This is a genomic window from Arthrobacter sp. Z1-9, assembly GCF_054792695.1.
In genome coordinates, this window is the sequence record NZ_CP096456.1 from 1,831,384 (window position 1) to 1,856,739 (window position 25,356).

General features: G+C 65.9%; 22 protein-coding genes. 16 read left to right on the forward strand and 6 right to left on the reverse strand.

The features are described 5' to 3' along the window. Positions 1-2: 2 nt before the first annotated feature. Entirely contained in the window at positions 3-1,391 is a 1,389-nt protein-coding gene (gene sepH, locus M1D93_RS08355; RefSeq protein WP_461174641.1) for a septation protein SepH, read from the reverse strand. A gap of 222 nt (positions 1,392-1,613) precedes the next feature. Between sepH and M1D93_RS08360 the strand changes: the two genes are divergently transcribed. Then, on the forward strand, positions 1,614-1,913 hold the full coding sequence (locus tag M1D93_RS08360; RefSeq protein ID WP_461174968.1) for a DUF4193 domain-containing protein: 300 nt from the start codon (positions 1,614-1,616) through the stop codon (positions 1,911-1,913). Between the two features lie 94 nt (positions 1,914-2,007). Here the strand turns inward: M1D93_RS08360 and M1D93_RS08365 are convergent, their stop codons facing one another. After that, the gene (locus M1D93_RS08365; RefSeq protein ID WP_461174642.1) at positions 2,008-2,496 is read right to left on the reverse strand and encodes a DUF3093 domain-containing protein; all 489 of its coding nucleotides are present in this window, start codon (positions 2,494-2,496) and stop codon (positions 2,008-2,010) included. 136 nt (positions 2,497-2,632) lie between these two features. On the opposite strand from M1D93_RS08365, the gene dut reads away from it, so the two are divergent. From dut to M1D93_RS08385, 4 genes are all read left to right on the forward strand, one after another. Then, positions 2,633-3,175 (forward strand): dUTP diphosphatase, encoded by a 543-nt coding sequence (gene dut / locus M1D93_RS08370; protein WP_461174643.1) that lies wholly within the window; start codon positions 2,633-2,635, stop codon positions 3,173-3,175. Between the two features lie 119 nt (positions 3,176-3,294). Then, complete coding sequence (locus tag M1D93_RS08375) at positions 3,295-4,008, forward strand: DUF3710 domain-containing protein (protein WP_461174644.1); 714 nt, start codon at positions 3,295-3,297, stop codon at positions 4,006-4,008. Further along, the gene (locus M1D93_RS08380) at positions 4,001-4,360 is read left to right on the forward strand and encodes a single stranded DNA-binding domain-containing protein (RefSeq protein ID WP_461174645.1); all 360 of its coding nucleotides are present in this window, start codon (positions 4,001-4,003) and stop codon (positions 4,358-4,360) included. The genes M1D93_RS08375 and M1D93_RS08380 overlap by 8 nt, the downstream gene beginning before the upstream one ends. After that, positions 4,357-5,184, forward strand: a complete 828-nt coding sequence (locus tag M1D93_RS08385; protein ID WP_461174646.1) for a DUF3159 domain-containing protein — start codon at positions 4,357-4,359, stop codon at positions 5,182-5,184. Before M1D93_RS08380 ends, M1D93_RS08385 begins: the two co-directional genes overlap by 4 nt. A gap of 18 nt (positions 5,185-5,202) precedes the next feature. Here M1D93_RS08385 and M1D93_RS08390 read toward each other — a convergent pair whose 3' ends face one another. Both M1D93_RS08390 and M1D93_RS08395 read right to left on the reverse strand, forming a co-directional pair. Beyond that, on the reverse strand, positions 5,203-5,946 hold the full coding sequence (locus M1D93_RS08390) for a potassium channel family protein (protein WP_461174647.1): 744 nt from the start codon (positions 5,944-5,946) through the stop codon (positions 5,203-5,205). Beyond that, positions 5,943-6,617, reverse strand: a complete 675-nt coding sequence (locus M1D93_RS08395; RefSeq protein WP_461174648.1) for a potassium channel family protein — start codon at positions 6,615-6,617, stop codon at positions 5,943-5,945. The genes M1D93_RS08390 and M1D93_RS08395 overlap by 4 nt, the downstream gene beginning before the upstream one ends. Before the next feature lie 120 nt (positions 6,618-6,737). On the opposite strand from M1D93_RS08395, the gene M1D93_RS08400 reads away from it, so the two are divergent. From M1D93_RS08400 to M1D93_RS08450, 11 genes are all read left to right on the forward strand, one after another. Beyond that, on the forward strand, positions 6,738-8,714 hold the full coding sequence (locus M1D93_RS08400) for an APC family permease (RefSeq protein ID WP_461174649.1): 1,977 nt from the start codon (positions 6,738-6,740) through the stop codon (positions 8,712-8,714). Beyond that, positions 8,711-10,135, forward strand: coding sequence for a class I SAM-dependent RNA methyltransferase (locus tag M1D93_RS08405; RefSeq protein ID WP_461174650.1), 1,425 nt, complete (start codon positions 8,711-8,713; stop codon positions 10,133-10,135). The genes M1D93_RS08400 and M1D93_RS08405 overlap by 4 nt, the downstream gene beginning before the upstream one ends. Before the next feature lie 165 nt (positions 10,136-10,300). Next, positions 10,301-13,126 carry an aconitate hydratase gene (locus M1D93_RS08410; protein ID WP_461174651.1) on the forward strand — a complete coding sequence of 942 codons (2,826 nt, stop codon included), beginning with the start codon at positions 10,301-10,303 and terminating at the stop codon, positions 13,124-13,126. A gap of 142 nt (positions 13,127-13,268) precedes the next feature. Then, on the forward strand, positions 13,269-15,242 hold the full coding sequence (gene dxs, locus M1D93_RS08415; protein ID WP_461174652.1) for a 1-deoxy-D-xylulose-5-phosphate synthase: 1,974 nt from the start codon (positions 13,269-13,271) through the stop codon (positions 15,240-15,242). Between the two features lie 29 nt (positions 15,243-15,271). Further along, positions 15,272-15,856, forward strand: a complete 585-nt coding sequence (locus M1D93_RS08420) for a DUF402 domain-containing protein (protein WP_461174653.1) — start codon at positions 15,272-15,274, stop codon at positions 15,854-15,856. Further along, complete coding sequence (locus tag M1D93_RS08425) at positions 15,853-16,413, forward strand: hypothetical protein (RefSeq protein ID WP_461174654.1); 561 nt, start codon at positions 15,853-15,855, stop codon at positions 16,411-16,413. The genes M1D93_RS08420 and M1D93_RS08425 overlap by 4 nt, the downstream gene beginning before the upstream one ends. A gap of 9 nt (positions 16,414-16,422) precedes the next feature. Further along, complete coding sequence (locus M1D93_RS08430) at positions 16,423-17,400, forward strand: aldo/keto reductase (protein WP_461174655.1); 978 nt, start codon at positions 16,423-16,425, stop codon at positions 17,398-17,400. A gap of 7 nt (positions 17,401-17,407) precedes the next feature. Further along, positions 17,408-18,433 (forward strand): nucleoside hydrolase, encoded by a 1,026-nt coding sequence (locus M1D93_RS08435; RefSeq protein WP_461174656.1) that lies wholly within the window; start codon positions 17,408-17,410, stop codon positions 18,431-18,433. Positions 18,434-18,591: 158 nt separating this feature from the next. Continuing rightward, entirely contained in the window at positions 18,592-19,410 is an 819-nt protein-coding gene (locus tag M1D93_RS08440; RefSeq protein WP_461174657.1) for an ECF transporter S component, read from the forward strand. A gap of 9 nt (positions 19,411-19,419) precedes the next feature. After that, positions 19,420-20,157, forward strand: coding sequence for an energy-coupling factor transporter transmembrane component T (locus tag M1D93_RS08445; RefSeq protein WP_461174658.1), 738 nt, complete (start codon positions 19,420-19,422; stop codon positions 20,155-20,157). After that, complete coding sequence (locus M1D93_RS08450; protein WP_461174659.1) at positions 20,158-21,705, forward strand: ABC transporter ATP-binding protein; 1,548 nt, start codon at positions 20,158-20,160, stop codon at positions 21,703-21,705. Between the two features lie 88 nt (positions 21,706-21,793). On the opposite strand, the gene M1D93_RS08455 is transcribed toward M1D93_RS08450, so the two are convergent. Both M1D93_RS08455 and M1D93_RS08460 read right to left on the reverse strand, forming a co-directional pair. Continuing rightward, a complete protein-coding gene (locus M1D93_RS08455; RefSeq protein WP_461174660.1) occupies positions 21,794-23,980 on the reverse strand; it encodes a 3-hydroxyacyl-CoA dehydrogenase NAD-binding domain-containing protein in 2,187 nt (728 codons plus the stop codon). Continuing rightward, the gene (locus M1D93_RS08460; RefSeq protein ID WP_461174661.1) at positions 23,977-25,257 is read right to left on the reverse strand and encodes a thiolase family protein; all 1,281 of its coding nucleotides are present in this window, start codon (positions 25,255-25,257) and stop codon (positions 23,977-23,979) included. The genes M1D93_RS08455 and M1D93_RS08460 overlap by 4 nt, the downstream gene beginning before the upstream one ends. Positions 25,258-25,356 lie beyond the last annotated feature (99 nt).

The window sequence follows — 25,356 nt, forward strand, 5'->3', positions numbered from 1 at the left end:
CGCTAGTCGCCGCGCGTACCGAAGACAATCTCGTCCCATGAAGGGACGCTGGAACGCTTGGGCCTGCCCGGCTGGCGTTCAGGCGCTCCCGTCTCCGGAAGCTGACCCGTAACAGGGGCGTTGTCTTCGTGGCCCGGAGCCCGCCGCCGGGGATTCCCGCCCAGCAGCTCGTTCAAACCGCCACCACTGACAGGACTGCCGTCATTGGTGCCGCTGCCGATACTGTTGCCGGTGTCGTCACGGGTGCCGTTGGCGTCCCCGTTCCCGGCCTCAGGGCTGCTGCCGGAGGGCCTGCGGGGGGACGCCACAATGGTGATTTCGCGGGTATCGGTACTCACGCCGTCGTGCAGCTTTAGGGCATCTTCCATCGCGTCCCGGTGCGGGGGAATGAGGCTAAGCCGGGACAGCATGGATGGCCTCGCGTCGCGACGGCGGGTGAAGGAACTGGCTTGGGCGGCCGGGGATTCAGGGGTGTCATCCTGTGTCTCGTCGCCGGATTCTTCCGGTTCAGGTGTAACTTCCGACGGCCGCGGGTGGGCAGCGGGAACGCCGTGGGTCAGAAGCAGCGCCAGGGCGTCGTCGGAATCCTCGTCGACGCCCAGGCGCTGTCCGCGGCGTGAGCGGAGCATGTCCAGGAGTCCGTCTGATTCCTTGCCGTCAGTAAGTTCAGCCTCGGGACCAGGCCGGGGTGACGTGCGGGCAGAGTCTGCGTCGGTCTCGAAGTCGAAGGGGCGGTCGGAGACCGCGGAGAGCCTGCGCGCCGGGACGGGTCCATCCAGGGGCTCGAGTTCGCTAAGCTGCTGCGCCCACCGGTTCGCGTTCTGCAGGGACCTCCTGGCAGGACTGAAGGTCCATAGGGCAGGCGGCTCCTCGCCGATACCGGCCGTACCGCCGGTGTTGGTCTCGAAGCTGGCCTGCACCGTCCAGGTTCCGTCCTGGCGCCGCCAGGAATCCCACTCCACCGTCGATGGATCAATGCCATGAGCTGACAGCCGGTGCGCCACCATGTCATTGAGCGTGGCGGGATTGTCCCCGAAAGCGGACCGGTAGATGTCGTGACCTGGCGAGGGCGAAGCGACTTCGACCTTTCGTGCCTGCTGGGCAACGTACTCGCGTTCCGCCAGGACGGGACCCTCGTAGCGTTCGACCTTAGCCAGCGGCAGGCCGGAAAGTTCCGCCACGTCCGCAGCAGTCGCACCTGCCCTGATCCGGGCCTGGATGTCCCTTGGAGACATGGGAATGGCAGGCCGCTCGACCGGCGGCCTCGCGGCTGACCTGGTCGCGGTCCTCAGCGCTTCGTCGATCGGCAGCTGGAACATCTCGCCGCCGGCACCGCTCAACAGGAGATGCGCCCCGTCGTCGTGTACGCCTACAAGCCGTAGATCCTGCATACAAATCCTCCACCCTGGCATTACTATCAATCGAAACTCTGCCACCCGCTGATCCCGTTTTGGCTCAAGGGGCAGGGCGCGCCGCGATATTCCGGCCAAGGGCGGGGTATAGGGGGCCCTGCGGGCGGGAGCTGCGCGGCGGGCGGGCACAAACCCGGGCCATGCTGCGTTATGGAGGGTGATGTTTGACAGGCCGGCAAAAGGAAGAAGGACATGGCGACAATGCCCACCGATTACGATGCGCCGCGCAAGTCTGAGGAAGAGCTCCGAGAGGATTCCCTCGAAGAGCTGAAGACGCGGCGCTCCGACAAGCCGGTCGCGGTGGTTGACGAAGATGAAAGTGATCTTGCCGCCGGCTACGAGTTACCCGGCGCCGACCTTTCCGGCGAAGAACTGACGGTCCAGGTGGTTCCCGCCCAGGCAGACGAGTTCACCTGTTCTTCATGCTTCCTGGTCCGGCACCGCTCCCAAATCGCCCGGGAGAAGGACGGACGGTTCTATTGCAGGGAGTGCGAAGGCTGATTTGCAAGCAGGGCCCAAGGCAGCCGGCAAGTCGAGTGAGCCAGCAAGCCGAGATGCAGTTATTACGACGGCGGAATGCGGCCGGGCGGGAGGGTCATCGGCGTGACAGCGCCGCAGTCAATTCGTCCGGGTGCCGGGTGGAGGCCAGCCAGTACGGCGTTTGGTCGGACGGATCCGTAATTCCGATCTTGACCACAGGGTCGATCCAGCCGCGGATGCAGAGGTAGGCCAGCGCGTTCAGCCGGGTGCCGCGTTCGGCTGTTGCTTCCGGACCCCGGAATGCCTCAACTGCGCCCACGAACCCGCGCTCGATGCTGGCCCGTCCCACAGTCAGGGAATCGGCAGTAACCACGATGGCCGGAGTGGACAGGATGAGGAGAACAGCCATGATGACGAAAAGGACGCCGGCGGCCGTGAAACCCGCTGCTGCGCTGATGGGTGCAAATACCAGGATGCCCGCTCCTGCCACGCCTGCAGCGATGATCCAGATCCATACGTTGGGCCACAGCTTCTCCCTATAGATCACCGCGGCCCCGGTGGACGGTTTCTGGGGAACGGGCGCAGCGGAGCTTGATTCGGGCATAAGCCCAGCTTTCCATCTTTGCCCGGCTATTTCACCTTGAGTGGGCCCGTCCGCGTAGCGGAACCTCACCCCGGGGCAGCGCTGGGAGGGGCCTGCCCTAGGACTGATTTGGGGGCGCGGGTTAGAGTGAGTGACTGTGACTGATCATCCCGCCACAGTAGATTCTTTCCCTATTGAAGCACCCGCGCCCGGCTTGGCTGCGCCCGCCGTCGCTTCAAGTGCACCCACCCTGCAGGTCCAGCTGAAGATGCTGGATCCGGACCTGGAGGCCCCGTCCTATGCCCACCCGGGCGACGCCGGCGCCGACCTTCGTGCGCGCGAGGACGTTGTGCTGCAGCCGGGGGAGCGCAAGCTGGTCCCAACGGGAGTGGCCATCGCGCTCCCTGAAGGCTTCGTCGCACTGATCCATCCCCGTTCGGGCCTGGCCACAAAACACGGGCTGACAATTGTGAACGCTCCAGGAACCGTGGACGCCGGCTACCGGGGCGAAATCGCTGTCACCCTCCTGAACACCGACGCGAAGCAAAGCATCGAACTGCGCCGCGGCGATAGAATTGCCCAGATGGTAATTCAGCGCGTGGAGTACGCGCAGTTCATCCCCGTCAACGAATTGAGCGGATCGGTACGTGGCACTGGAGGTTTCGGCTCCACCGGCGGCTTTAACCGCCCTGGCGCCTAACCTGACTTCTTCCCTAACCCGTTCTTCCGCACCGGCGCCTGGGCACCGGACGGCAACAAAGCACGACGGCGGGACCCCCACGGGCCGGACCGGCAACTTCACACGTAAGGAGACACCCAATGGTCTTTGGGCTCGGCAGGAAAGCCAAGAAGGAACAAGCAGCCGAACCGGACGAAACGTCCGCTGCGGCCGAGACTGTGGAAGAGGCAGTGGAGAGTTCCGGACGCCGCTCGAACGGCCCTTTCGACGAGTCGGAGATCAACACCGGCGACGGCTATGTTGATTTGGGCGCGCTCCTGATCACCCCGAGCGAGGGGTTACAACTCCGGCTGGAAGTCGAAGAAGCCACGCAGCGCGTCGTCGCGGTCACTTTGGACCTCAACGGCTCCAGCCTTCAGCTCCAGGCCTTCGCAGCTCCCAAAAGCGAGGGGCTGTGGGACGAGATCCGCGAGCAGATCGGCCAGTCCGTGGGAGTCCAGGGCGGACAGGTCGAGGAGATCGAAGGCACCTTCGGAACCGAACTCGTCGCCAAGCTGCCTGCGGGGCTCCCGGACGGCAGCCAGGGCTACCGGGTGGCACGCTTCATTGGCGTGGACGGCCCCCGCTGGTTCCTGCGCGGCGTCCTGGGTGGAGCCGCGGCACTCGAGCGCACCGCTGCGGAACCCCTCGAAGCGTTGTTCCGCAAGGTCGTTGTGATCCGTGGCGACAGCCCCATGCCGCCGCGCGACCTGCTGCAGCTCCGGCTGCCCAAAAACGCCACGTCCACGCCTCCGCCTGCTGCCCCTGCGCTTCAGGAACCTGAACGTGGTCCTGAAATTACACAGATTGGCTGACAACGTGCCCGGGGGAGGAACTCCGCTGAATGAAGGCGAGGATGTTCCCCTCAGCCGGCTGCCGGAGAAAGGCCGGGTGGTCTGCCGCGGCCGCATCGAATCTGTAACCTTTGTTCCGGCGGACCAGACGGCGGCCTTCAGCGCCATGGTCTCGGATATTGATTCCCGCGAATCGGGAGCCGCTGGCGGACCCCGAGGGCGGCTCCGTGTGGTGTGGCTGGGACGGCGGCGCGTGCCGGGCATCGACGCCGGCACCGAGGTGCGGCTCAAAGGGATGCTGTCCCGGGTTGATGGCCTGCCCACCATGTTCAATCCACGCTACGAGATACTGTCCCGCCAGGAGAACGAATGACTGCGTCCGAGCCCACCCCTTCATCCGGTGCAACAGGTCCCAACGGCACAGGTCCCCACAGCGCAGGCCAGACGGCTGCTGCTCCCAACGGCAGCGGCAAGGACGGAGTGCCGAAGGCGGGGGGCGAGGAATCCTCCCCGGTAGCAGGCCTCGCTGCCGACTACGCCGCCAAAGCAGGCCTCCACCGAACCCATGACGGCCGGGTGGATGTGTTGCGGAGCGCCGGCGGAGCCCAGGGCATTGCCGAAAGTATCCTTCCGGGCCTGTTGTTCCTCGTGACGTACACCATCTCCCAGGACCTTACGCTCTCCCTGGTGGCCGCCCTTGCCATCGCAGGAGTGTTCACCGTGGTCCGGCTGGTGCAGCGGCGTCCCCTGACGCAGGCACTCGCGGGCATCGTCGGTGTGGGCATCTCCGCCTGGCTCGCCAACACCACCGGAAAAGCCGAGGACTTCTACCTGCCGGGATTCTTCACGAATGCGGCCTACATTGTGGCAATGGTGATTTCCATTCTTGTGAAATGGCCGGTGGCCGGGCTGCTGTTCGGGTTCATCCGCAACGAGGGCCTCGACTGGCGCAAGGACCCTGCCCGGCTCAAGGCGTACCGGCTCGGCACCTGGATTATCGTGGCAGTCCTGGTGCTCAGGCTTGTGGTGCAGGTTCCCCTCTACCTTCTGGGCCCGGACGGGTTTGCCGCCCTGGCGACCACCAGGCTGATCATGGGCATGCCCCTGTACATCCTGGGAATTTGGATCGCCTGGCTCGTCACCAAGCCTGCTCCGGTTGGCGACGAAACGGCGGACGCAGCGCCCGGCAAAGGCTAGTCGCCAAAGGCCGGTCCCTTACCCGTCGAACCCGTCGTCCTCGGGACTTTGCTGCTCCAGGTGCCCCGCGTCTTCGACAGGCCGGGGCTGCGGAGCTTCGGTGGAATCGGGGGAGAGCAGGGCGCGCAACTCGTCCTCGGCCGCGATAGTGGTGACGAAAAACAGCTCGTCGCCGCCGTCGATCACGTCGTCCCGGCTGGGCGTGATCGGGGCGTGATCCCGGAGGATGGCCACCAGGGTGGAATCCTCCGGCCAGCGGATTTCCCCTACCGTCAGGCCGATCACGTGTGAATCATGCGGAACGGTGAACTCCACCAGTGAGGACACGCCCGTCTGGAGGGTGAGGAGCCGGACAAGGTCGCCGATCTCCACGGCTTCCTCCACCAGGGCGGTCATCAGTTGAGGCGTGTTAACAGCGACGTCAACGCCCCAGGAGTCATTGAACATCCAGTCGTTTTTTGGATTGTTGACCCGGCCCACGGTTCGGCCGACGCCGAACTCGGTCTTAGCCAGCAACGAAACAACAAGGTTCACCTTGTCATCGCCCGTGGCTGATACCACTACGTCCGCGTCCTCCACCTTGGCGCCCTGCAGCGTGCTCAGTTCGCAGGCGTCGCCTACAAGCCAGTGCGCGCCGCGGAGTCCACTCCGTCCGATAACCTCCGGCTTCAGGTCGATCAGCAGGATTTCATGCTTGTGCGCCAGCAATTCCCTGGCGATGGACGAACCGACGCTGCCGGCCCCCACGATCACGACTTTCACTGGAACTCCTTGGCGGGGGCTTTGGCCAGGATCTGGGCCACCTGGGCGCTGCGGTCAACCTGCAGCATGGCATGCACGGTATCGCCGTCCTGCAACGCGGTCCCGGCGTCGGGCAATAATCCCTCACCGAACCTGGTGAGATAGGCAATGCGTACGTTCGCCGCTTTTTCGATGCTGCTGATGCGATGGCCTATCCAGCCGGCGTCGAGGTCCAGTTCGGCGAGCACCAGGCGCCCGGAGGGTTCCCGGAAGTCACCGGCAAGGTGCTGTTCCGGAAGGATGCGGCGCAGCACCTGGTCCGCGCTCCAGCGGACCGCCGCCACCGTGGGAATTCCCAGGCGCTGGTAGATCTCGGCACGGCCGGGATCGTAGATCCTGGCCACGACATGCGGCACGTGGAACGTCTCCCGGGCCACCCGGGTGGCCAGGATGTTGGAATTGTCGCCGCTGCTCACCGCGGCAAAGGCGTACGCATCCGCGACGCCGGCCTGCTTCAGGGTGTCCCGGTCGAAGCCGACGCCGGTCACCTTGCGCCCGGTGAAACCCTGGCGGAGCCTGCGGAAAGCGCGGTCGTCCTGGTCGATGATGGCCACGGAGTGCCCGGCGTCTTCGAGCGTATGCGCCAGTGTCGCCCCCACCCGGCCACATCCCATGATCACGAAATGCGCCACCAGTATCTCCTCTGTATCTTTCCCCACGGTCCTGCCGCTAGAACTCTACCGTCAGCGTCCCGGATCCGGCTGTCCACGGGCTGTCATGACACAGCCCGCGAATCAGACTAGCTTTGTGGAGTGCTGACAATATTGAACGCCGCGAAGCGCGTGCTCGTGGGCAGGCCGTTCCGGAACGACCGGCTGGGCCATACGCTGCTTCCCAAGCGGATCGCACTTCCGGTGTTCGCCTCCGACGCCCTGTCATCTGTCGCCTACGCACCCGACGAGATCCTGCTCACCCTGGCGCTGGCAGGTGTCAGTGCGGTGGCGTTTTCACCCTGGGTGGGACTGGCCGTCATGGTGGTCCTGCTGACCGTGGTTGCCTCCTACCGGCAGAACGTCCATGCGTACCCGTCCGGCGGCGGAGATTATGAGATCGCGGGCGAGAACCTGGGGAAGTATGCCGGCCTGACAGTGGCCTCGGCCCTGCTGGTTGACTATGTCCTGACTGTGGCGGTGTCGATGTCGTCGGCTGCCCACTACGTCACCACGGCCATCCCGGCCCTCCACGGCCAGCAGGCCCTGATTGCCACGATTGGGGTGGTGATCCTTGCGCTGGTGAACCTGCGCGGCATCAAAGAGGCCGGCAGCGTGTTCGCCGTACCCACCTATATCTTTATGGCATCCATCCTGGGCATGACGGCGGTGGGCGTTTTCCAGGCGGCCACCGGTCAACTGGGGGAAGCGCCCTCCGCGGCGTTTACGATCGTTCCGGCGCCGGGCTTCGACGAAGGGCTCGTGGGGCTCGCCGGCGCCTTCCTCCTGCTGCGCGCCTTCTCCTCCGGCGCTGCGGCACTCACCGGGGTTGAAGCCATCAGCAACGGCGTGCCGAACTTCAAGCCGCCCAAGAGCAAGAACGCCGCTACCACGCTGCTTCTTCTGGGCGTGATCGGCGCATCCATGCTTGCGGGCATCATCTACCTGGCCAATGCCACCAAGGTCCACATCGTGCTGGATCCTGCTACGGAGTTCCTGCTGAACGGCAGCCCGCTCCCGGAGGGCTACATCCAGACCCCTGCCATCAGCCAGATCGCCCAAACCATCTTCGGCCCGGGATCCATTCCGTTCTACATCGTGGTGGGCGCCACCGGCATCATCCTGGTGTTTGCCGCGAACACCGCGTTCAACGGCTTTCCGGTGCTTGGCTCCATCCTCGCCCAGGACGGCTACCTGCCGCGCCAGCTGCGCACCAGGGGCGACAGGTTGGCCTTCAGTAACGGCGTCCTTGCCCTGGCGGCGGGAGCGCTGGTGCTCATCCTCGCCTTCAACGCGGACGTGACCAAGCTCATCCAGCTGTACATCGTCGGCGTTTTCATCTCGTTTACCGCCAGCCAATTGGGCATGATCCGGCATTGGGGGCGGCAGCTGAAGCTGGCCAGGGAGAAGGCAGCCCGACGGCGGATGGTTAAGTCCCGCGCCATCAACAGCATTGGCTTCGGCATGACCGCCCTTGTCCTGGTGATCGTGCTGGTCACGAAGTTCGAGCAGGGGGCCTGGATCGCCCTGCTCGCCATGTTCGTCCTCTTCCTGATCATGTGGAGCATCAGGGCGCACTACGACAACGTGGCGAGGGAACTGGCGGTGGATGAAGATTCCTCCCCGCGTGCCTTGCCCACCCGGGTGCACGCCGTGCTGCTGGTGTCCCATGTACGCAAGCCCGTCCTTCGGGCACTGGCGTACGCAAGGGCGTCCCGGCCGTCAAGGCTGGATGCGGTGACCGTGGACATCGACCCCGAAGAAACCGCAGGAACGGTGGCAGACTGGGAAAAGCTTGACATTCCGGTGCCGCTGACCGTGCTGGCCAGCCCCTACCGCGAGACCGTCACGCCGATCATGGAGTACGTCAAGCAGATGCGGCGCGACTCCCCGCGGGACCTGATTGTGGTCTACATCCCCGAATACGTTGTGGGCAAGTGGTGGGAGCAACTGGTCCATAACCAGACCGCCCTGCGCATCAAGACCCGGCTCCACTTTGAACCCGGCGTTATGGTGGCCAGTGTTCCGTGGCAGCTCAAATCCTCCGAAGAAGCAAAGAACCTGCAGGACATTCAATGATTGCAAAAACACAAACCCAGCCGGCACTGACCGGAGAAGCGGGCACGGAAGTCGTGCTCGACGTCGGACCCGTGGCACACGGCGGCCACTGCGTCGCCAGGCACGAAGGACGCGTCATCTTCGTCCGGCACGCCATCCCGGGCGAGAAAGTGCGGGCGCGGCTGACAGACGCCGACGATAAGGCCAAGTTCTGGCGCGCCGACGTTATTGAAGTGCTCGAAGCTTCACCGGACCGCGTGGACCACTTCTGGCACCCTGCAGATTCGCGCCGCGCCTGGGGGCACGGACATCCGCCGGTAGGCGGAGCGGAGTTCGGCCACATCACCCTGGCCCGCCAGCGCAGCCTCAAGGCGGACGTGCTGGCCGAGCAGCTCAAGCGGCTCGCCGGCGTCGAACAGCTCCCGGCGGGCTGGGACGGGACGGTGGAAGCCGTGGGCCTCCCACACCGGGCGCCGGACGCAGGCGCCGAGGCAGCGGGCGCCGAGGCAGCCGACGACGGCGGGGACGGCCTCCGCTGGCGGACGCGGGCAAGTTTTTCGGTCACCCCCGGCGGCAAGCTCGGCATGCATGCGCACCGTTCGGGGCACATCATCCCCATCCAGGAGATGCCGCTCGCCATCGACGCCATCAACAACCTCCGCCTGTGGGACATCGACCTGCAGGGAGTCGACCGCGTCGAGGTGGCTGCGCCGGCCAACGGCTCGCGGCCTTTGGTGCTGCTTGCTGCGGCTGCGGGAACCAAGCCCAAACGCCTGAGCGCGATTGCGGCCCAACTCCCCGCTGACGTCTCTGTTGCCTCTTTCGACCCCGTCACCGAGGAAGTGCAGCAGGTGCGGGGCCGGCTGTGGGTGCAGGAATCCGCCGCAGGGCACGAGTACCGGGTCACCGGGGCAGGGTTCTGGCAGATCCACCGCGACGCGCCCGGGGCACTTGTGGGGGCTGTCACAGAATTCCTGCAGGGTGGCGGCTTCCTCCACCCCGGCGCCGTGGTGGCCGACCTCTACGCGGGAGCCGGCCTCTTCACTGCCGTCTTGGCCGATGCAGTGGGCGAAACCGGCTCCGTCCTGTCAGTGGAGGGCGCTCCCGGAACCAGCCGGGACGCACGGAAGAACCTGCACGCTGCGCCCCAGGTGGAGATCGTCCAGGGCCGCGTTGAGCGGGTCCTCCGCCAGAAACCGCGGGACTTCGACGCCCTGATCCTGGATCCGCCCCGGGCCGGCGCCGGGAAGGCCGTGGTGGGCCAACTCGTTGCGGCGAAGCCGCGTGCCGTTGCCTACGTATCCTGTGATCCGGCGTCGTTCGCGCGGGACGTGGGGTACTTCCGGCAGGCCGGCTGGGAGCTGGGAGGCCTCCGTGCCTTCGACCTTTACCCCCACACCCACCACCTGGAGACAGTGGCGCTGCTGACACCGGGCCCCTGATACCGGAACCGGGATCGACTACTATGGCGGTAGTAGTCCCACGTCGCGCTCCGTAATCACGGCCGGCCGTGTGCAATTTTCAGGCCCCGCACTAATTAGGGCCTCCTAACTAGCAGGCGGTCAACCGCGCGACAAAGATGAAACTGTTGCGAGAGGAGTCCTGCGATGAGCACTGTGGACAGCTTCGGTTCAAAAGGCAAACTTAATGTAGCCGGAACCGATTATGAAATTTTCCGGTTGAACTCCGTTGAAGGGTCAGAAAACCTTCCGTTCAGCCTCAAGGTATTGCTTGAAAACCTGTTGAGGACCGAGGACGGCGCGAACATCACTGCCGATCACGTCCGCGCCTTGGCAGGCTGGGATCCAAACGCCCAGCCCGATACAGAAATCCAGTTCACGCCCGCCCGCGTGATCATGCAGGACTTCACCGGCGTTCCCTGCGTGGTTGACCTGGCGACGATGCGTGAAGCGGTCAAGGAACTGGGCGGCGACCCCAAGCGGGTAAACCCCCTGGCACCGGCCGAGATGGTGATCGACCACTCGGTCCAGATCGATGCCTTCGGCAACTCCGGCGCACTGGAGCGCAACATGGAGATCGAATACCAGCGCAACGGGGAGCGTTACCAGTTCCTGCGCTGGGGCCAGACGGCGTTTGACGACTTCAAGGTGGTTCCCCCGGGAACCGGCATCGTGCACCAGGTCAACATCGAGTACCTGGCCCGCACCGTGATGACCCGCGAGGTTGACGGCGCCCTGCGCGCCTACCCGGACACCTGCGTGGGCACCGACTCACACACCACCATGGTCAATGGCCTGGGCGTGCTGGGCTGGGGCGTCGGCGGCATCGAAGCCGAGGCCGCCATGCTGGGACAGCCCGTCTCCATGCTGATCCCGCGCGTTGTGGGCTTCAAGCTGACCGGATCCATTCCGGCCGGCGCCACCGCAACCGACGTGGTGCTCACTATTACCGAGCAGCTCCGCAAGCACGGTGTTGTGGGCAAGTTCGTGGAGTTCTACGGCGAAGGCGTGGCCGCTGTGCCGCTCGCCAACCGCGCCACCATCGGCAACATGAGCCCGGAATTCGGTTCCACGGCCGCGATGTTCCCGATCGACGACGTCACACTTGACTACCTGCGCCTGACCGGCCGCTCCGACCAGAACGTTGCCCTTGTCGAGGCATACGCGAAGGAACAGGGCCTCTGGCACGATCCTTCCCGCGAGATCAAGTTCTCCGAGTACCTGGAACTGGACCTGTCCACGGTTGTTCCGTCCATCGCCGGGCCCAAGCGCCCGCAGGACCGGATCGAACTGACCGAGGCCAAGGACGAGTTCCGGCACGACCTGAAGAACTACGTCTCCCACGACGCCGACGCCGGTACCCTGGACGAATCGCTTGAGGAGACCTTCCCGGCCTCCGACTCGCCTTCCTTCACCGCCGGAACAACGCACATCTCCGACACCGACCGGGAACCCCCGAAGTACTCGGCAGGGCATGGGGGAGCGGGACGCATTTCCCAGCCCGTTCCGGTCAAGATGGCTGACGGCCGCGAGTTCGAGCTGGACCACGGCGCAGTCACCATCGCATCCATCACGTCCTGCACCAACACGTCAAACCCCTCGGTCATGCTGGCCGCGGCGGTCCTGGCCCGCAACGCCGTCGACAAGGGCCTCACGTCCAAGCCGTGGGTCAAGACCTCTGTTGCACCGGGCTCAAAGGTTGTCACCGACTACTACGAGAAGTCCGGCCTGACCCCCTACCTGGAGAAGCTCGGCTTCTACATCGTGGGCTACGGCTGCGCCACCTGCATCGGCAACTCCGGTCCGCTGGAAGCCGAAGTCTCGGAAGCCATCCAGGCGAACGACCTCGCTGTCGCGGCCGTCCTCTCGGGCAACCGCAACTTCGAAGGCCGCATCAACCCGGACGTGAAGATGAACTACCTGGCCTCCCCGCCGCTGGTCATTGCCTACGCCCTGGCCGGTTCCATGGACTTCGACTTCGAAACCGACGCCCTGGGCCAGGACCAGGACGGCAACGATGTCTTCCTGAAGGACATCTGGCCGAACCCGGTTGAGGTCCAGCAGGTCATCGATTCCTCGATCGACAAGGAAATGTTCGCCAAGGGCTACGAAGGCGTCTTCGAGGGTGACGACCGCTGGAAGGCGCTCGACACCCCCGCCGGTGACACCTTCGCCTGGGATCCGAACTCCACGTACGTCCGGAAGCCCCCGTACTTCGAGGGCATGCAGGCACAGCCGGAGCCGGTCAAGGACATCACGGGCGCCCGCGTGCTCCTGAAGCTGGGCGATTCGGTCACCACCGACCACATCTCCCCGGCCGGTTCCTTCAAGTCGGACACCCCTGCCGGCCAGTACCTGCTGGCCAACGGCGTGGAGCGCAAGGATTTCAACTCCTACGGTTCCCGCCGCGGCAACCACGAGGTCATGATCCGCGGAACGTTTGCGAACATCCGCATCAAGAACCAGATCCTGGACGGCGTCGAAGGTGGCTTCACCCGCGACTTCACCCAGGAAGGCGGCCCGCAGGCCTACGTCTACGACGCCGCGCAGAACTACCAGGCAGCCGGCACCCCGCTGGTGGTCCTGGCGGGCAAGGAGTACGGTTCGGGTTCCTCCCGTGACTGGGCTGCCAAGGGCACTGCCCTGCTGGGCGTCAAGGCTGTTATTGCCGAGAGCTACGAGCGCATCCACCGCTCCAACCTCATCGGCATGGGCGTCCTGCCGCTCCAGTACCCGGCCGGCGAGTCCGCCGCGACCCTGGGCCTGTCCGGCACGGAGACGTTCTCGGTTGAGGGCGTGACCGCCCTGAACGAGGGCACCACGCCGAAGACCCTCAAGGTCACCGCAACTGCCGAGGACGGCAGCTCGACGTCGTTCGACGCCGTCCTGCGTATCGATACCCCGGGTGAAGCGGACTACTACCGCAACGGCGGCATCCTGCAGTACGTCCTGCGCCAGATCTCCGCGAACTAGCGGTAACTGCTCAGCACGCACCACCTTCCGAAGCCCCGGCCGGTCACCGACCAGCCGGGGCTTCGGCTTTGCTGCTGAGTCTGGTCATGCGGGCCAAGGCGTTAGAGTTAAACGGCACGTCTACCACCCGAAGGAGGGGTCATTGGGAATCTTGGACACGATCCGGAATCCGCAGGACCTGAACGAGTTGTCTGAAGAACAGCTGAAACAGCTGGCTTCGGAGATCAGGGATTTCCTGATCACGAACGTCTCCCAGACGGGCGGGCACCTCGGACCAAACCTGGGCGTGGTGGAGCTGACCCTTGCCGTGCACCGCATCTTCGACTCGCCCCGCGACAGCATCGTTTTTGACACCGGCCACCAGTCGTATGTCCACAAGCTGCTGACCGGCCGCCAGGACTTCAGCACGCTCCGGCAGGAGGGCGGCATTTCCGGCTACCCGTCCCGCGCCGAATCCGAGCACGACATCGTCGAAAGCTCGCACGCCTCCTCGTCGCTGTCCTGGGCGGACGGGATCTCCCGCGCGCGCCAGCTGACCGGCGAAGGCGACCGGCATGTCGTCGCCGTCGTAGGTGACGGAGCCCTGACCGGCGGCATGGCTTGGGAGGCCATCAACAACATCGCCGCGGACAAGCGGCGCCGCGTGGTCATCGTAGTGAATGACAATGGCCGCTCTTATGCCCCCACCGTGGGCGGCTTTGCCGATTACCTCGCGTCCCTGCGCCCCACCATTGATTCCTTCCGCACCACGCCGGCCTACGAACGAGCGCTGGACTGGTGGAAGAAGAAGCTGCAGAGCGGCGGACCGGCGGGCCAGTTCACCTACAAGAGCCTGCATGCCATGAAAAAAGGCATCAAGGACTGGTGGGTTCCGCAAGGCATGTTCGAGGACCTCGGCATGAAGTACATCGGCCCGGTGGACGGCCACAGCCTGCAGGCCATGGAGCACGCGCTGGCCACGGCCAAGCACTACGCAGGCCCCGTGATCGTCCATGCCATGACCGAAAAGGGCCACGGCTACGCTCCGGCGCGCGCGCACGAAGCGGACCAGTTCCACGCCGTCGGCATTATCGACCCCGAAACGGGGGAACCCACCGGCACCGCCGGAGCCCAGTCCTGGACCTCCGTTTTCGCGGACGAGATCGCTGCGATCGCTGATGAGCGGAAGGACGTCGTCGGCATCACCGGCGCCATGCTCATTCCCGTGGGCCTGCACAAGTTCGCGGCCCGGCACCCGGACCGGGTGATCGACGTCGGCATCGCCGAACAGCACGCCCTGACCTCCGCGGCCGGAATGGCCTTCGGCGGCTTGCACCCCGTGGTTGCCGTCTACGCCACCTTCCTGAACCGGGCCTTCGACCAGCTCCTGATGGACGTCGCCCTGCACAAGGCCGGCGTCACTATCGTCCTGGACCGCGCAGGCGTCACCGGGCCGGACGGCGCCAGCCACCACGGCATGTGGGACATGTCCATGGTCCAGATTGTCCCGGGCCTCCACCTGGCCGCACCCCGTGACGCGAGCAGGTTGCGCGAGGAACTCCGCGAAGCCGTGGCCATCGGCGACGCTCCCACAGTGGTCCGCTTCTCCAAGGGGTCCGTGGGCGCCGAAGTCGAAGCGCTGGAGCGCCTCAGCGATGGGGTTGACATTCTGTCCCGCAGGCCCAGCGGTTCCACCGAGAACGACGTCCTGATCATCTCCGTGGGCGCCATGTCCGAGCTCGCCCTCGACGTGTCCAACAGGCTTGGCGCGCAGGGCATCAGCACCACCGTGGTGGATCCGCGCTGGGTCCTTCCCGTTCCGCGTTCCATCATCGCCCTGGCATCGCACCACCGCCTGGTCATCTGCATCGAGGACGGCGTGCGTGCCGGCGGCGTGGGCTCCCGGATCCGCCAGGAAATGCGCGCAGCCGGCGTGGACACCGCCCTGAACGAGGTGGGCCTGCCGGTCGAGTTCCTGGATCACGGCACCCGCGGGCAGGTCCTGGAACGCGTGGGCCTCACAGCCCAGCAGATAACGCACGACGTCGTCGCCCAGGTTCTCGGGACAAAGGTCCCCTTTGCGCGTCCCCTGCCAGGCCAGCAGCATCCCACCACCGGCAGCCTTCCGATCCTGTGAGGGGAGAGGACCTACTGAAGTATCCGGGCGTGGTGGGGGAGCCGGAAGCGGAGGATGAGCCCGGGCCAAGCCGCGAACCCCGGCACCTTGAGCCCGGCCAACTGGTCGTTGCCCGGAACCGGAAATGGAACGGCAAAGCGCACTGGGTGGTCCCCGGGCGCTACCTGGGCGAGGACCGCCACGGGTGGTGGATCTTCCAGGGAACCAACGAGTTCTGCTCCCGTCCCGGTGCCGCGTTCTACACCAAATCCGACGCCGTCCTCCTGGTGCCGCGCGAAGGTGACTGGGTTGCCACGTTCTACGACGACGCCCACCCCGGCGGTGTGCGGATCTACATCGACCTGGCCGTGGCGCACGAATGGCACCGGATCCGGCCCGGCGTCACGGAGTTCCACGTCATCGACATGGACCTGGACGTTGTCCGGACAGCTGGCCGGGGCGTGTTCATCGACGACGAGGACGAGTTCGCAGAACACCGCGTTTCCATGGACTACCCGGCAGCCCTGGTGGAAACACTCGAGGATTCCGCGGACCAGCTTTTCCAGGCCGTCAAGGCACAGCACGCACCATTCGACGGCACCGACGTCGAATGGTTTACAAAGGGACGGTCATGAGCGGAATTGTCAGGGTCTATAAACGCGACGAAGAGGGCGCCCTCCATTTCCGGGAGGCGTGGTTCGATGAGGACTACAACCAGTTCGTGATGAATTACGGGGCGGTGGGGCACCAGAGCAAAACCGAGGAAACCGACGTACCGGACCCCGAGGCTGCCGAAGGGCTCCTGGACGCATTTGCAGCCCAGTGCGCCGAGGACGGCTACGCCGAAATTCCGGACGAGGAACAGTTCTGGGTGGTGGCACAGTTCGCGCTCAAAACCAGGGAGGGCACCGACAGGGACCGCTACCTGGAAGAGAAGGCAACCGACGCACTGATCAGCCATCTCGCCTGGCGCGGGCTCGGCACAGTGGAACGCTCCGAATTCACCGACTACAAGCTCAACATCTTCTGCCTCTGCCCCGATGTCAACAAGGCAGTTGCCGCCATTAAGGTCTGCAGCCGCGGCGAGGATCTGGACTTCACCAAGCTCAGCATCGGCGCAGCGCCCTACAGCGATCCGCAGAACTTCAAGCTCAAGCACTCAGCCAAGCCCGCCAACACCTTCAGCCTCTAGGGAGCGTCCGTGACCACCTACCGCCGCGTCGGAAAGTCAGGCCTGACCGTCTCCACCGTCGGCCTGGGCTGCAACAACCTGGGCCGTGCCAACACTGCCACCGAGACGCAGGAGGCCACGGACGCGGTGGTCCACGCGGCGGTGGATGCCGGAATCACCCTGTTCGACGTCGCCGACACCTACGGCCGCGAACCCGGCCTCAGCGAAACGATGCTCGGCAAGGCCCTCGGCACCAGGCGGGCCGACGTCGTCGTAGCCACCAAGTTCGGCATGGACATGAAGGGGGCCAGCGGTCCGGATTTCGGCGCCCGCGGCTCGCGCCGCTACATCATCCAGGCGGCGGAGGCCTCGCTGCGGCGGCTGGGCACCGACTGGATCGATCTTTACCAGTTCCACACCCCGGATCCGCTCACCCCCATCGACGAAACCCTGTCCGCGCTGGACACCCTCGTTAGGAGCGGCAAGGTCCGCTACATCGGGCACTCCAACAGGGCCGGCTGGCAGATTGCCCAGGCGGAGTACGTGGCACGTGAACTGGGGACCGCCCGCTTCATCTCCACCCAAAACCACTACAACCTCCTGGACCGGCGGGCCGAGCTTGAGGTAACACCGGCAGCAGAGGAATTCGGCTTGGGCGTCCTGCCGTATTTCCCCCTCGCCAATGGCCTGCTGACAGGCAAATACTCGCCCGGCCACGCCCCGGACGGCTCCCGGCTCAGCCATACCCGCACACACCTCGTCCACGACGCCGACTGGGACCAGCTGGACAGGTTCAGCAGCTTCGCCAGGGAACGCGGGCTGAGTGAGATCCAGGTTGCCTTTTCCTGGCTGGCAGCCCAGCCCTCCGTGGCCAGCGTCATCGCCGGCGCCACGCGGCCGGAACAGATACGCCAGAACGCGGAATCAGCCGGCTGGGTGCCCTCCGAAAAGGACCTCGCCGAGTTGGACGATATTTTCCCTGCCGCCCCCAGCGTGGCCTTGTTCTAGGATCCTCATGACCGCCTTCCTGCTGGACGTGGACACAGGCATCGACGACGCCCTGGCCCTCGCCTACCTTGCCGCCCTGCCGGACACCGAGTTCGTCTCCGTCACCGCCACCCCCGGAAACGTTGACGTGGACCAGGTGGCGCGCAACACCCTGGCCCTGCTGGAACTGTGCGGCCGCAAGGGAGTGGAAGTGGCCGTCGGTGCACGTGAGCCTCTGGCCATACCGCTGCTGACCACTCCCGAAACGCACGGTCCGCAGGGCATCGGCCACGCGGTCCTGCCGGAACCGGCCGGAATTGTGTCGGAGCGTAACGCCGTCGACCTGTGGGTTGAGCACGCAAGGGCACGGCCGGGGGAGCTCACGGCCCTCATCACCGCACCCTTGACCAACTTCGCGCTGGCCCTGCGGAAGGAACCCCGGCTGCCGGAACTGCTGGCCAACGTGGTGATTATGGGCGGCAGCTTCTATTACCAGGGCAACACAACGCCCACGGCCGAGTGGAATACGCACGTGGATCCGCACGCGGCCAAGGAAGTGTACGCCGCCTTCCAGGGCCGGCCGCTGGAGAAGCTCCCCATCGTCTGCTCCCTGGACACCACCGAGCGGATGGAGCTCCACCCCGCGCATGTCCGCCAGCTGGCAGAGGCCGCCGGGGCAAAGGTGCCCGAGCTGGTCCTGCCGGAACAGCCGGAGGGCCAGCCCAGCACGTCGGACAACACTTTGGTCCGGCACCTGTCCGATGCACTGCGGTTCTATTTCGAGTTCCACCGCCAGTACGACCAGGGCTACCTGGCCCATGTCCATGACTACTTCGCGGCCGGTGTTGCCGCAGGCACGCTGGACTTCGAGGCCCGCCCGGCAACCGTGGACGTCGAAACAGGCTCCTCGATACTGATCGGTACCACGGTGGCGGATTTTCGCGGGCTGTGGGGCCAGCCGCCCAACGCCCGCGTAGTCTCCGCCAACTATCCGGAAGCTGCGTTCCGGGAGCTGGTGTCCGCCGTCGGCAATCTGGCCCGGCGCCTCGGCTGAGCCCAAAACCTTCGCGCGGCAGCCCGGACAGCCGCGATAGAATAGTCGGCGGACCGGACAGGCACAGCTGCCTGGCGGCAGCTGCCGAGGTGACATAAGCAGCGTTCCATTCCGGCCCCGGATTCCCGGGCCGGCAGTGCGCACCCCGAAGGAACTCCATGTCATCGCCCTCCCTGACGCTTCCATCTCCGGCACCCGCCGCCACCCGCAGGCGCCGGCTGCTGGAAATCCTCGGTGCCTTGGCCATCGCCGGCACCTACGTCTACCTGGTCCTCAACCAGCCCACCGATATCACCGGGGGGCCGGGAAGCGCCTCCGCCCTGATTGCCCTGTCCGGATTCCTCGTGGGCGCCGTTCTGCTCATCGTCGCTGTCCTGCCCACGCTGCCGACATCCACCGTGGTGCTGATCCCCGTTGCCCTGGTGCTGAACATCGTGCTCGGCCAGTTCGTGGGCAGCACGCTGGTCCCCTTCTACCTCGATGCGATCGGTACAGTGCTGATTGCGGTCCTCGCCGGCCCGGCGGCCGGGGCAGCAACCGGCGCGCTCAGCAGCATCGTCTGGTCCTTCTTCAACCCCACGGTGCTGCCTTTCGCCGCCGGCGCCGCACTCATCGGCTGCCTCGCAGGCCTGGCCGCACGTTACGGACTTTTCCGCCGGTTCTACCTCGCACCCGTTGCCGGATTTGCTACTGGAATCATCGGCGGCGTGGTGTCCGCCCCGGTGGCGGCCTTCGTCTTCGGCGGCACGTCCGGGGTAGCCACCGGGGCCATCGTCAGCGCCTTCCGTTCCATGGGGGACACGTTGCTCGCCGCCATCACCAAGCAGGCCCTGATCTCCGACCCCATGGACAAAGCCATCGTGTTCACGGTGGTGGCCGTGCTGGTCTACGCCCTGCCCCGCCGCGCAACGCTGCAGTTCCCGTTTGTCCGGCGGCACCGCGTGCTGGCTGGCCGGGCTTCCGGACAGGATTCCTGACCTCCTGCCATGCGACTGCATCCGCTGACGTCATTCGCGGCTGCCGGCAGTACGGCGGTCATTACGACGGCGGCAGCGAGCTGGCCGCTGTCCCTCGCCGTGATCGCGGGCGCAGTGGGCCTTTCGGCCCTGGGCGGCACGCTCCGGCGGCTCCTGCCTGCCGCAGCTGCCGTGCTGGTGCCGCTGTGTTTGTCGCTACTGGTCCTGCACGGCCTGTTTTTTCCGGAAGGACAGCTCATCCTTGCCCAGTGGGGCCCTGCCCGCGTCACCGCTGAAGGGCTTTCCTTTGCATTCGAGCGGGCGGCTCAGGTTTCGGCTGCCGTCCTGGCCCTGCTGGTTTTCTCCTTCAGTGTCAGCGTGCCGGACCTCGTGGCGGCGCTCTCCGCAAAAGGCGTGCAGGGCCGGTTTGCCTTCGTCCTGGCGTCAACCCTGACCCTGCTGCCGGCCATCACGTCCCGGCTGGAGCGTATCCGGCAGGCCCAGGAAGCGCGGGGGCTGGTGATCCGGCGCGGCCTGCTGCATCGGATGGCTGCTTTTCGCCTCCAGGCGGTTCCCCTGGTTTCTGCTTTGGTGGAGGACGCCGCAACCCGCGGCGCTGCCTTGGAAGCCCGCGGTTTTGGCAGCACGGGCCCCCGCACCAGCTATCGGGATGTGCCGGACCCGGCTGTGCAGCGGTGGCTGCGGATTCTGCTGCTGCTGGCCGCGGTGGCTGCCGTGGCGGCCCGGTTGTGGCTGGCGGGGCGCTAGGTGAAGACCCCAACCGCCCTCGCCGCCGATGTCAGAAGCTTTGCCTTCCACGAGGATGACGCGCCAGTTCTTCGCGGCGTGGACGTCTTGTTTGCACCCGGAACTTTCACCGCGATCCTCGGCGTTTCCGGAAGCGGCAAGTCGACGCTTGGCCGGCTCCTTGCGGGCTGGCTGCCTCCCGGGCCAGGCGGAAGGCTGGCAGGACACCTTGAACTTGCGGGAACCCGCCTGCACTTCAACGGAACCGCGGACGACCCCCGCATCGACCCTGCCCAGTGGGGCGAACGGGTGGGATTCGTTCCGCAGGACGCCTCCAGCGCCCTGTCCACAGTGCGGGCCACCGTGGCCGAAGAACTGGCGTTCGGCCTGGAGAATGCCGGCATGGACCGGGCAGCCATGCACGACGCCGTAAAGCGCACCGCGGATGTGCTGGGACTGACCGGGCTGCTGGAACGTCACCCGGGAACGCTTTCCGGTGGCCAGTTGCGGCGCCTGACCATCGGCTGTTCCGTCATCGTGGAGCCAGCGGTGTTGGTCCTGGACGAGCCTTTTGCCTCCCTTGACACAACCGGGGCTGGCGAACTCGCGCTGCTGCTCCGTAAACTCGTGGCCGCCGGGACCGCCGTCGTCGTCCTGAGCCAGGCGATCGAGGAGGTGCTGCTTGAGGCCGACGGGTGGATTGTCCTGGACGCGGGCACGGTTGCGGCCAGCGGCAGGCCCCAGGAACTGATGGCGGCACCGGAACGCCTGCCGGCCGGGATTCGGCGGCCGGTTGAGAACAGGAATTTCAGCGTGCCGACGTCCGGCACCGCTGCCCGCCATTACGGTGGTGCTGCCACCCCGGCCTTGGAGCTCCGCAGCGTCCACTTCTCCTACCCGGTTAAAGCAGGCAGGGGCAGCAAGGCCCGGGCAACCAGTGCCCGTGCCGCCGGGTATAACCAGAACACCGTGTTGCAGCGCGTCGACCTGGTGCTTCAGCCGGGGGAGATACTCGCCGTGACAGGACCGAACGGCGCGGGTAAATCCACGCTCTTACGCCATTTCAACGGACTGCTGCAGCCCACGTCCGGCTCCGTCCTCGTGAACGGGAAGGATATTGCCGGCGTGCCGGTTGGGGAGGTGGCTGCTTCCGTGGGACTGCTTTTCCAGAACGCGCGCGACCAGCTCTTCGAACGGACTGCAGCCCGGGAGGTCCGGTTTGGCCTGGACCGCCGGTTCGGTGCACGCGAGGCGGCGGAAAGAACCGCTGCTGCCCTGGCCGCCGTAGGTCTGTCCCGCGCTGCCCAGGACCACCCGGCCGAGCTGCCGGCCTCCGGGCAGCGGCTGCTGGCACTGGCCACGGTCCTCGCCCGCAGGCCGTCGGTTCTTGCCCTGGACGAGCCCACCGTTGCCCTGTACGGTCACGGCCTGGTTTTGCTGGACAAGGCGGTCCGGTCCGCGGCAGCGGCGGGCGCCGCCGTCGTCCTGGTTACCCACGATGTGCCCTACGCCCACTCGGTGGCGGACCGCCTGTTGACGCTCGACGGCGGGCGGCTGCTGGGACGCTGACGGGGGGCAAGGCAAGGGGGCTCCGTCCGGAAGAAACGGACGAAGCCCCTGCGCTGGTGAACGAACTCCTGCGTGTATCAGGCCACTATCAGCCGGCAGATCGGCCTGCTGGGGTCCCGGCAGGCCGGGAAGCCACACCCGGCGGAAGGAACCGCTTGCCGTTGACCCGCTCGGAGGCCCCCACCCGGTCAAGGTAGGGTGTGATGCCGCCCAGGAACATCGGCCAGCCAGCGCCGAGGATCATGCAGAGGTCAAAGTCTTCCGGCCCTGCCACCACCCCTTCCTCCAGCATCAGGCCGATTTCCCCGGCGAGGGCATCCTGGGTGCGGCGCAGGACTTCGTCGGCGCTTGAGGGGCTGGTCCCGAAGGACAGCAGGGACAACGTGGACTGTGGAATCTCCTGGGCGCCGCCCGGCCCGGGAGCCCACAGGCTCTTCACGCCGTTGTCGATCAGTTTCTGCAGGTTGGCAGAAACGGTAAACCGATCACCAAAGGCGGCATGCAGCGACTCCTGGACGTGCTGCGCCACAGGAAGCCCCACCATGGCGCCGAGGGTGAAAGGCGTCATGGGCAGTCCCATGGGCCGCAGGGCGTTGTCCGCCACCTCAGCCGGGGTTCCCTCATCAAAGGCTGCCGTCACTTCGCCCATCAACCGCAGCAGGATCCGGTTGACCACAAACGCGGCGGCATCCTTGACCAGCACCCCGGTCTTTTTCAGGGCCTTGGCGAGCTCAAAGGAGGTGGCCAGTACGGCGTCGTCGGTCTTAGGGGCGCGGACGATTTCCAGCAGCGGCATCACGGCCACCGGGTTGAAGAAGTGGAAGCCCACCAGCCGTTCCGGGTGCCGGAGGTCTTCTGCCATGGCCGTGACGGACAGGGAGGACGTATTGGTGGCCAGAATGCATTCCGGCGTAACAATGGCCTCGAGCTCGGCGAACACCTGCTTCTTGACGTTCAGCTCTTCAAAAACGGCTTCGATCACGAAGTCGGCATCGGCGAAAACGTCCTTGGAAACGGAACCTGTCACCAGCGCCTTGGTACGGTTGGCGGCGTCCTGGCTGATCCGCTTCTTGCCCAGGAGCTTGTCCACTTCGGCGTGGACATAGCCCACGCCCTTGTCCACCCGGGCCTGGTCGATATCTGTCATAACCACCGGCACCTTGAGCTGGCGGGCGAAGAGCAGTGCCAGCTGGCTGGCCATCAGGCCGGCGCCGACGACGCCCACCTTGGTGACAGGCCGGGCCAGCTTGCGGTCGGGGGCGCCGGCCGGGCGCTTGGACCGCTTCTGGATCAGGTCCAGGAAGGCGTAAACGGTGGCGCGGAACTCGTCTGTCTGCATGAGTTCGGCGAGGGTTTCGCACTCCAGCGCCGCGGATTCGGCCTGGCTCATGGTGCGGTTGGCTTCGAGGATGTCCAGGACCTTGGCCGGAGCCGGCGCCGCGTTGGACGTCTTGGCTTCCACCAGTGCGCGCCCGGCTGCTACGGCAGCCGCCCAGCGGGCTGCTGTGTCGGGATCGGCGGGGTCGACGGCGTTCGGCCGTTCCGCCGTAACCTCGCCCGTGATGACTTTCGCGGCCCAGGCGAGGGACTGCTCCAGGAAATCCGCGGGCTCGAACAGGGCGTCGGCAATGCCGAGCTGGAAGGCTTCCGAGCCAGTGAGAGTCCTGTTGTTGCTCAGGGGGTTTTCGATCATGACTTTCACGGCGTTTTCCGGGCCGATGAGGCGCGGCAGGATGTAGACGCCGCCCCAACCCGGGACCAGGCCAAGGAAGGCTTCCGGCAGCGCCAGCGCTCCCGCTCCCGTCGATACGGTGCGATAGGTGGACTGGAGGGCAATTTCAAGGCCGCCGCCCAGCGCTGCGCCGTTGATGAAGGCGAAGCTGGGCACGCCCAGGTTGGCCAGCGTGCTGTAGACGTCGTGGCCCAGCTGCGCCATCCACAGCCCGTGCTCGCCTTTGTCCAGGGTCTTGACCGTTGAGAGGTCGGCGCCGGCCACGAGGTAGTAGGGCTTGCCCGTGACACCCACTCCCACGATGTCGCCCCGGCGGGCCCGCTCCCGGAGTTCCTCCAGGACCGTGCCCAGTTCCACCAGGGTGTTGGGCCCCAGCGTTGTGGGCTTGGAGTGGTCCAGGCCGTTGTCCAGCGTAATGAGGGCGAACGTGCCGGGGCTGGCCTTTCCGGACGGGCCCGGGAGTTCGATGTCCTGGACGTAGGAATGCGTCACGGTTTCATCCGGGAAGAGGTGGGCAAGCTTGGTGAAATCTGCGGCGCTCATGCTGCTCCTTCGGAAACGGCTTCGGTGGTGGCGGATTCCCCTAACCGGGCTCCGCTGTAGTCGGCGTGGTGCGGGTTTTCCCAGATGACGGTGGCACCCATTCCCAGTCCCACGCACATGGTGGTGATCCCGTAACGAACGGAGCGGTCTTCCTCGAACTGCCGGGCCAGCTGGTTCATGAGCCGCACTCCGGAGGAAGCGAGGGGGTGGCCCACGGCGATGGCTCCGCCGTAGCGGTTAACCCGGGGATCGTCGTCGGCAATGCCGAAGTGTTCCAGGAAGCTCAGCACCTGGACGGCAAAGGCTTCGTTGATTTCGAACAGCCCGATGTCCCCGATGGAGAGCCCTGCATTTGCCAAGGCCTTCTCCGTGGCGGGAACAGGGCCGATGCCCATCACCTCAGGCTCAACGCCGGCGTAGGCGTAACTGACCAGGCGCATGCGGACCGGCAGCCCCAGCTCGACGGCGGCTTCGGCCGATGCCAGGATGGCGGCCGTGGCGCCGTCATTGAGGCCTGCTGCGTTTCCTGCGGTGACCCGGCCGTGAGCGCGGAACGGGGTGCGGAGGTCGGCAAGGTCAGCAAGGGTGGTGCCGGGCCGCGGCGGCTCATCAACGGTATTCAGGGTCCAGCCCTGGCCGGGTTTCCGGGTTGCTACCGGCACCAGATCCGGCTGGATCTTGCCGTCGCGGCGGGCTTCTTCGAACTTCTTCTGCGAAGCCACCGCGTAGGCGTCCGTCCGTTCCTTGGTGATGGAGGGAAAACGGTCGTGCAGGTTCTCCGCGGTGTTGCCCATGTTGAGCGCTGCCGGATCGACGAGCCGTTCAGACATAAACCGCGGGTTGGGGTCCGCCCCGGAGCCCATGGGGTGGTTGCCCATGTGCTCGACGCCGCCGGCAATCACTACGTCGTAGGCGCCAAAACCGATCCCGCCTGCGGTGGAGGTTATGGCTGTCATGGCCCCGGCGCACATGCGGTCGATGGCAAACCCCGGAACAGTCCGGGGGAGTCCCGCGAGAAGGGCGGCTGTCCGTCCGAGGGTCAGGCCCTGGTCCCCGCTTTGGGTGGTGGCCGCGATGGCCACTTCGTCGATGCGTGCCGGCGGCAGCGAAGGGTTCCGGCGCAGCAGTTCGCGGAGGCACTTCACTATCAGGTCATCGGCCCGGGTGCCGGCATAGATGCCTTTTTCTCCCGCCCGGCCGAAGGGCGTGCGGAGGCCGTCGACAAAAACGACGTCCCGGACAGTGCGGTTGGACGCGCTGCTTCCGTTGTGGCTCACGTGTAACTCCTCATCGAGACGTAGGCGTCAGTGCACGCCGCAGGGCGGCAGGCGACTGAACGGCAGTACCTCCGATGTTACTCGCGAGTAACTTAGGCC

Bases quoted from the DNA above. Each gene is read 5' to 3' on its own strand.
- M1D93_RS08385 (WP_461174646.1), top strand. From the start codon at position 4,357: ATGACTGCGTCCGAGCCCACCCCTTCATCCGGTGCAACAGGTCCCAAC.
- M1D93_RS08365 (WP_461174642.1), bottom strand. From the start codon at position 2,496: ATGCCCGAATCAAGCTCCGCTGCGCCCGTTCCCCAGAAACCGTCCACC.
- M1D93_RS08440 (WP_461174657.1), top strand. From the start codon at position 18,592: ATGTCATCGCCCTCCCTGACGCTTCCATCTCCGGCACCCGCCGCCACC.
- M1D93_RS08360 (WP_461174968.1), top strand. From the start codon at position 1,614: ATGCCCACCGATTACGATGCGCCGCGCAAGTCTGAGGAAGAGCTCCGA.
- M1D93_RS08405 (WP_461174650.1), top strand. From the start codon at position 8,711: ATGATTGCAAAAACACAAACCCAGCCGGCACTGACCGGAGAAGCGGGC.
- M1D93_RS08410 (WP_461174651.1), top strand. From the start codon at position 10,301: ATGAGCACTGTGGACAGCTTCGGTTCAAAAGGCAAACTTAATGTAGCC.
- M1D93_RS08455 (WP_461174660.1), bottom strand. From the start codon at position 23,980: ATGAGCGCCGCAGATTTCACCAAGCTTGCCCACCTCTTCCCGGATGAA.
- M1D93_RS08445 (WP_461174658.1), top strand. From the start codon at position 19,420: ATGCGACTGCATCCGCTGACGTCATTCGCGGCTGCCGGCAGTACGGCG.
- M1D93_RS08375 (WP_461174644.1), top strand. From the start codon at position 3,295: ATGGTCTTTGGGCTCGGCAGGAAAGCCAAGAAGGAACAAGCAGCCGAA.
- sepH (WP_461174641.1), bottom strand. From the start codon at position 1,391: ATGCAGGATCTACGGCTTGTAGGCGTACACGACGACGGGGCGCATCTC.
- M1D93_RS08435 (WP_461174656.1), top strand. From the start codon at position 17,408: ATGACCGCCTTCCTGCTGGACGTGGACACAGGCATCGACGACGCCCTG.
- M1D93_RS08425 (WP_461174654.1), top strand. From the start codon at position 15,853: ATGAGCGGAATTGTCAGGGTCTATAAACGCGACGAAGAGGGCGCCCTC.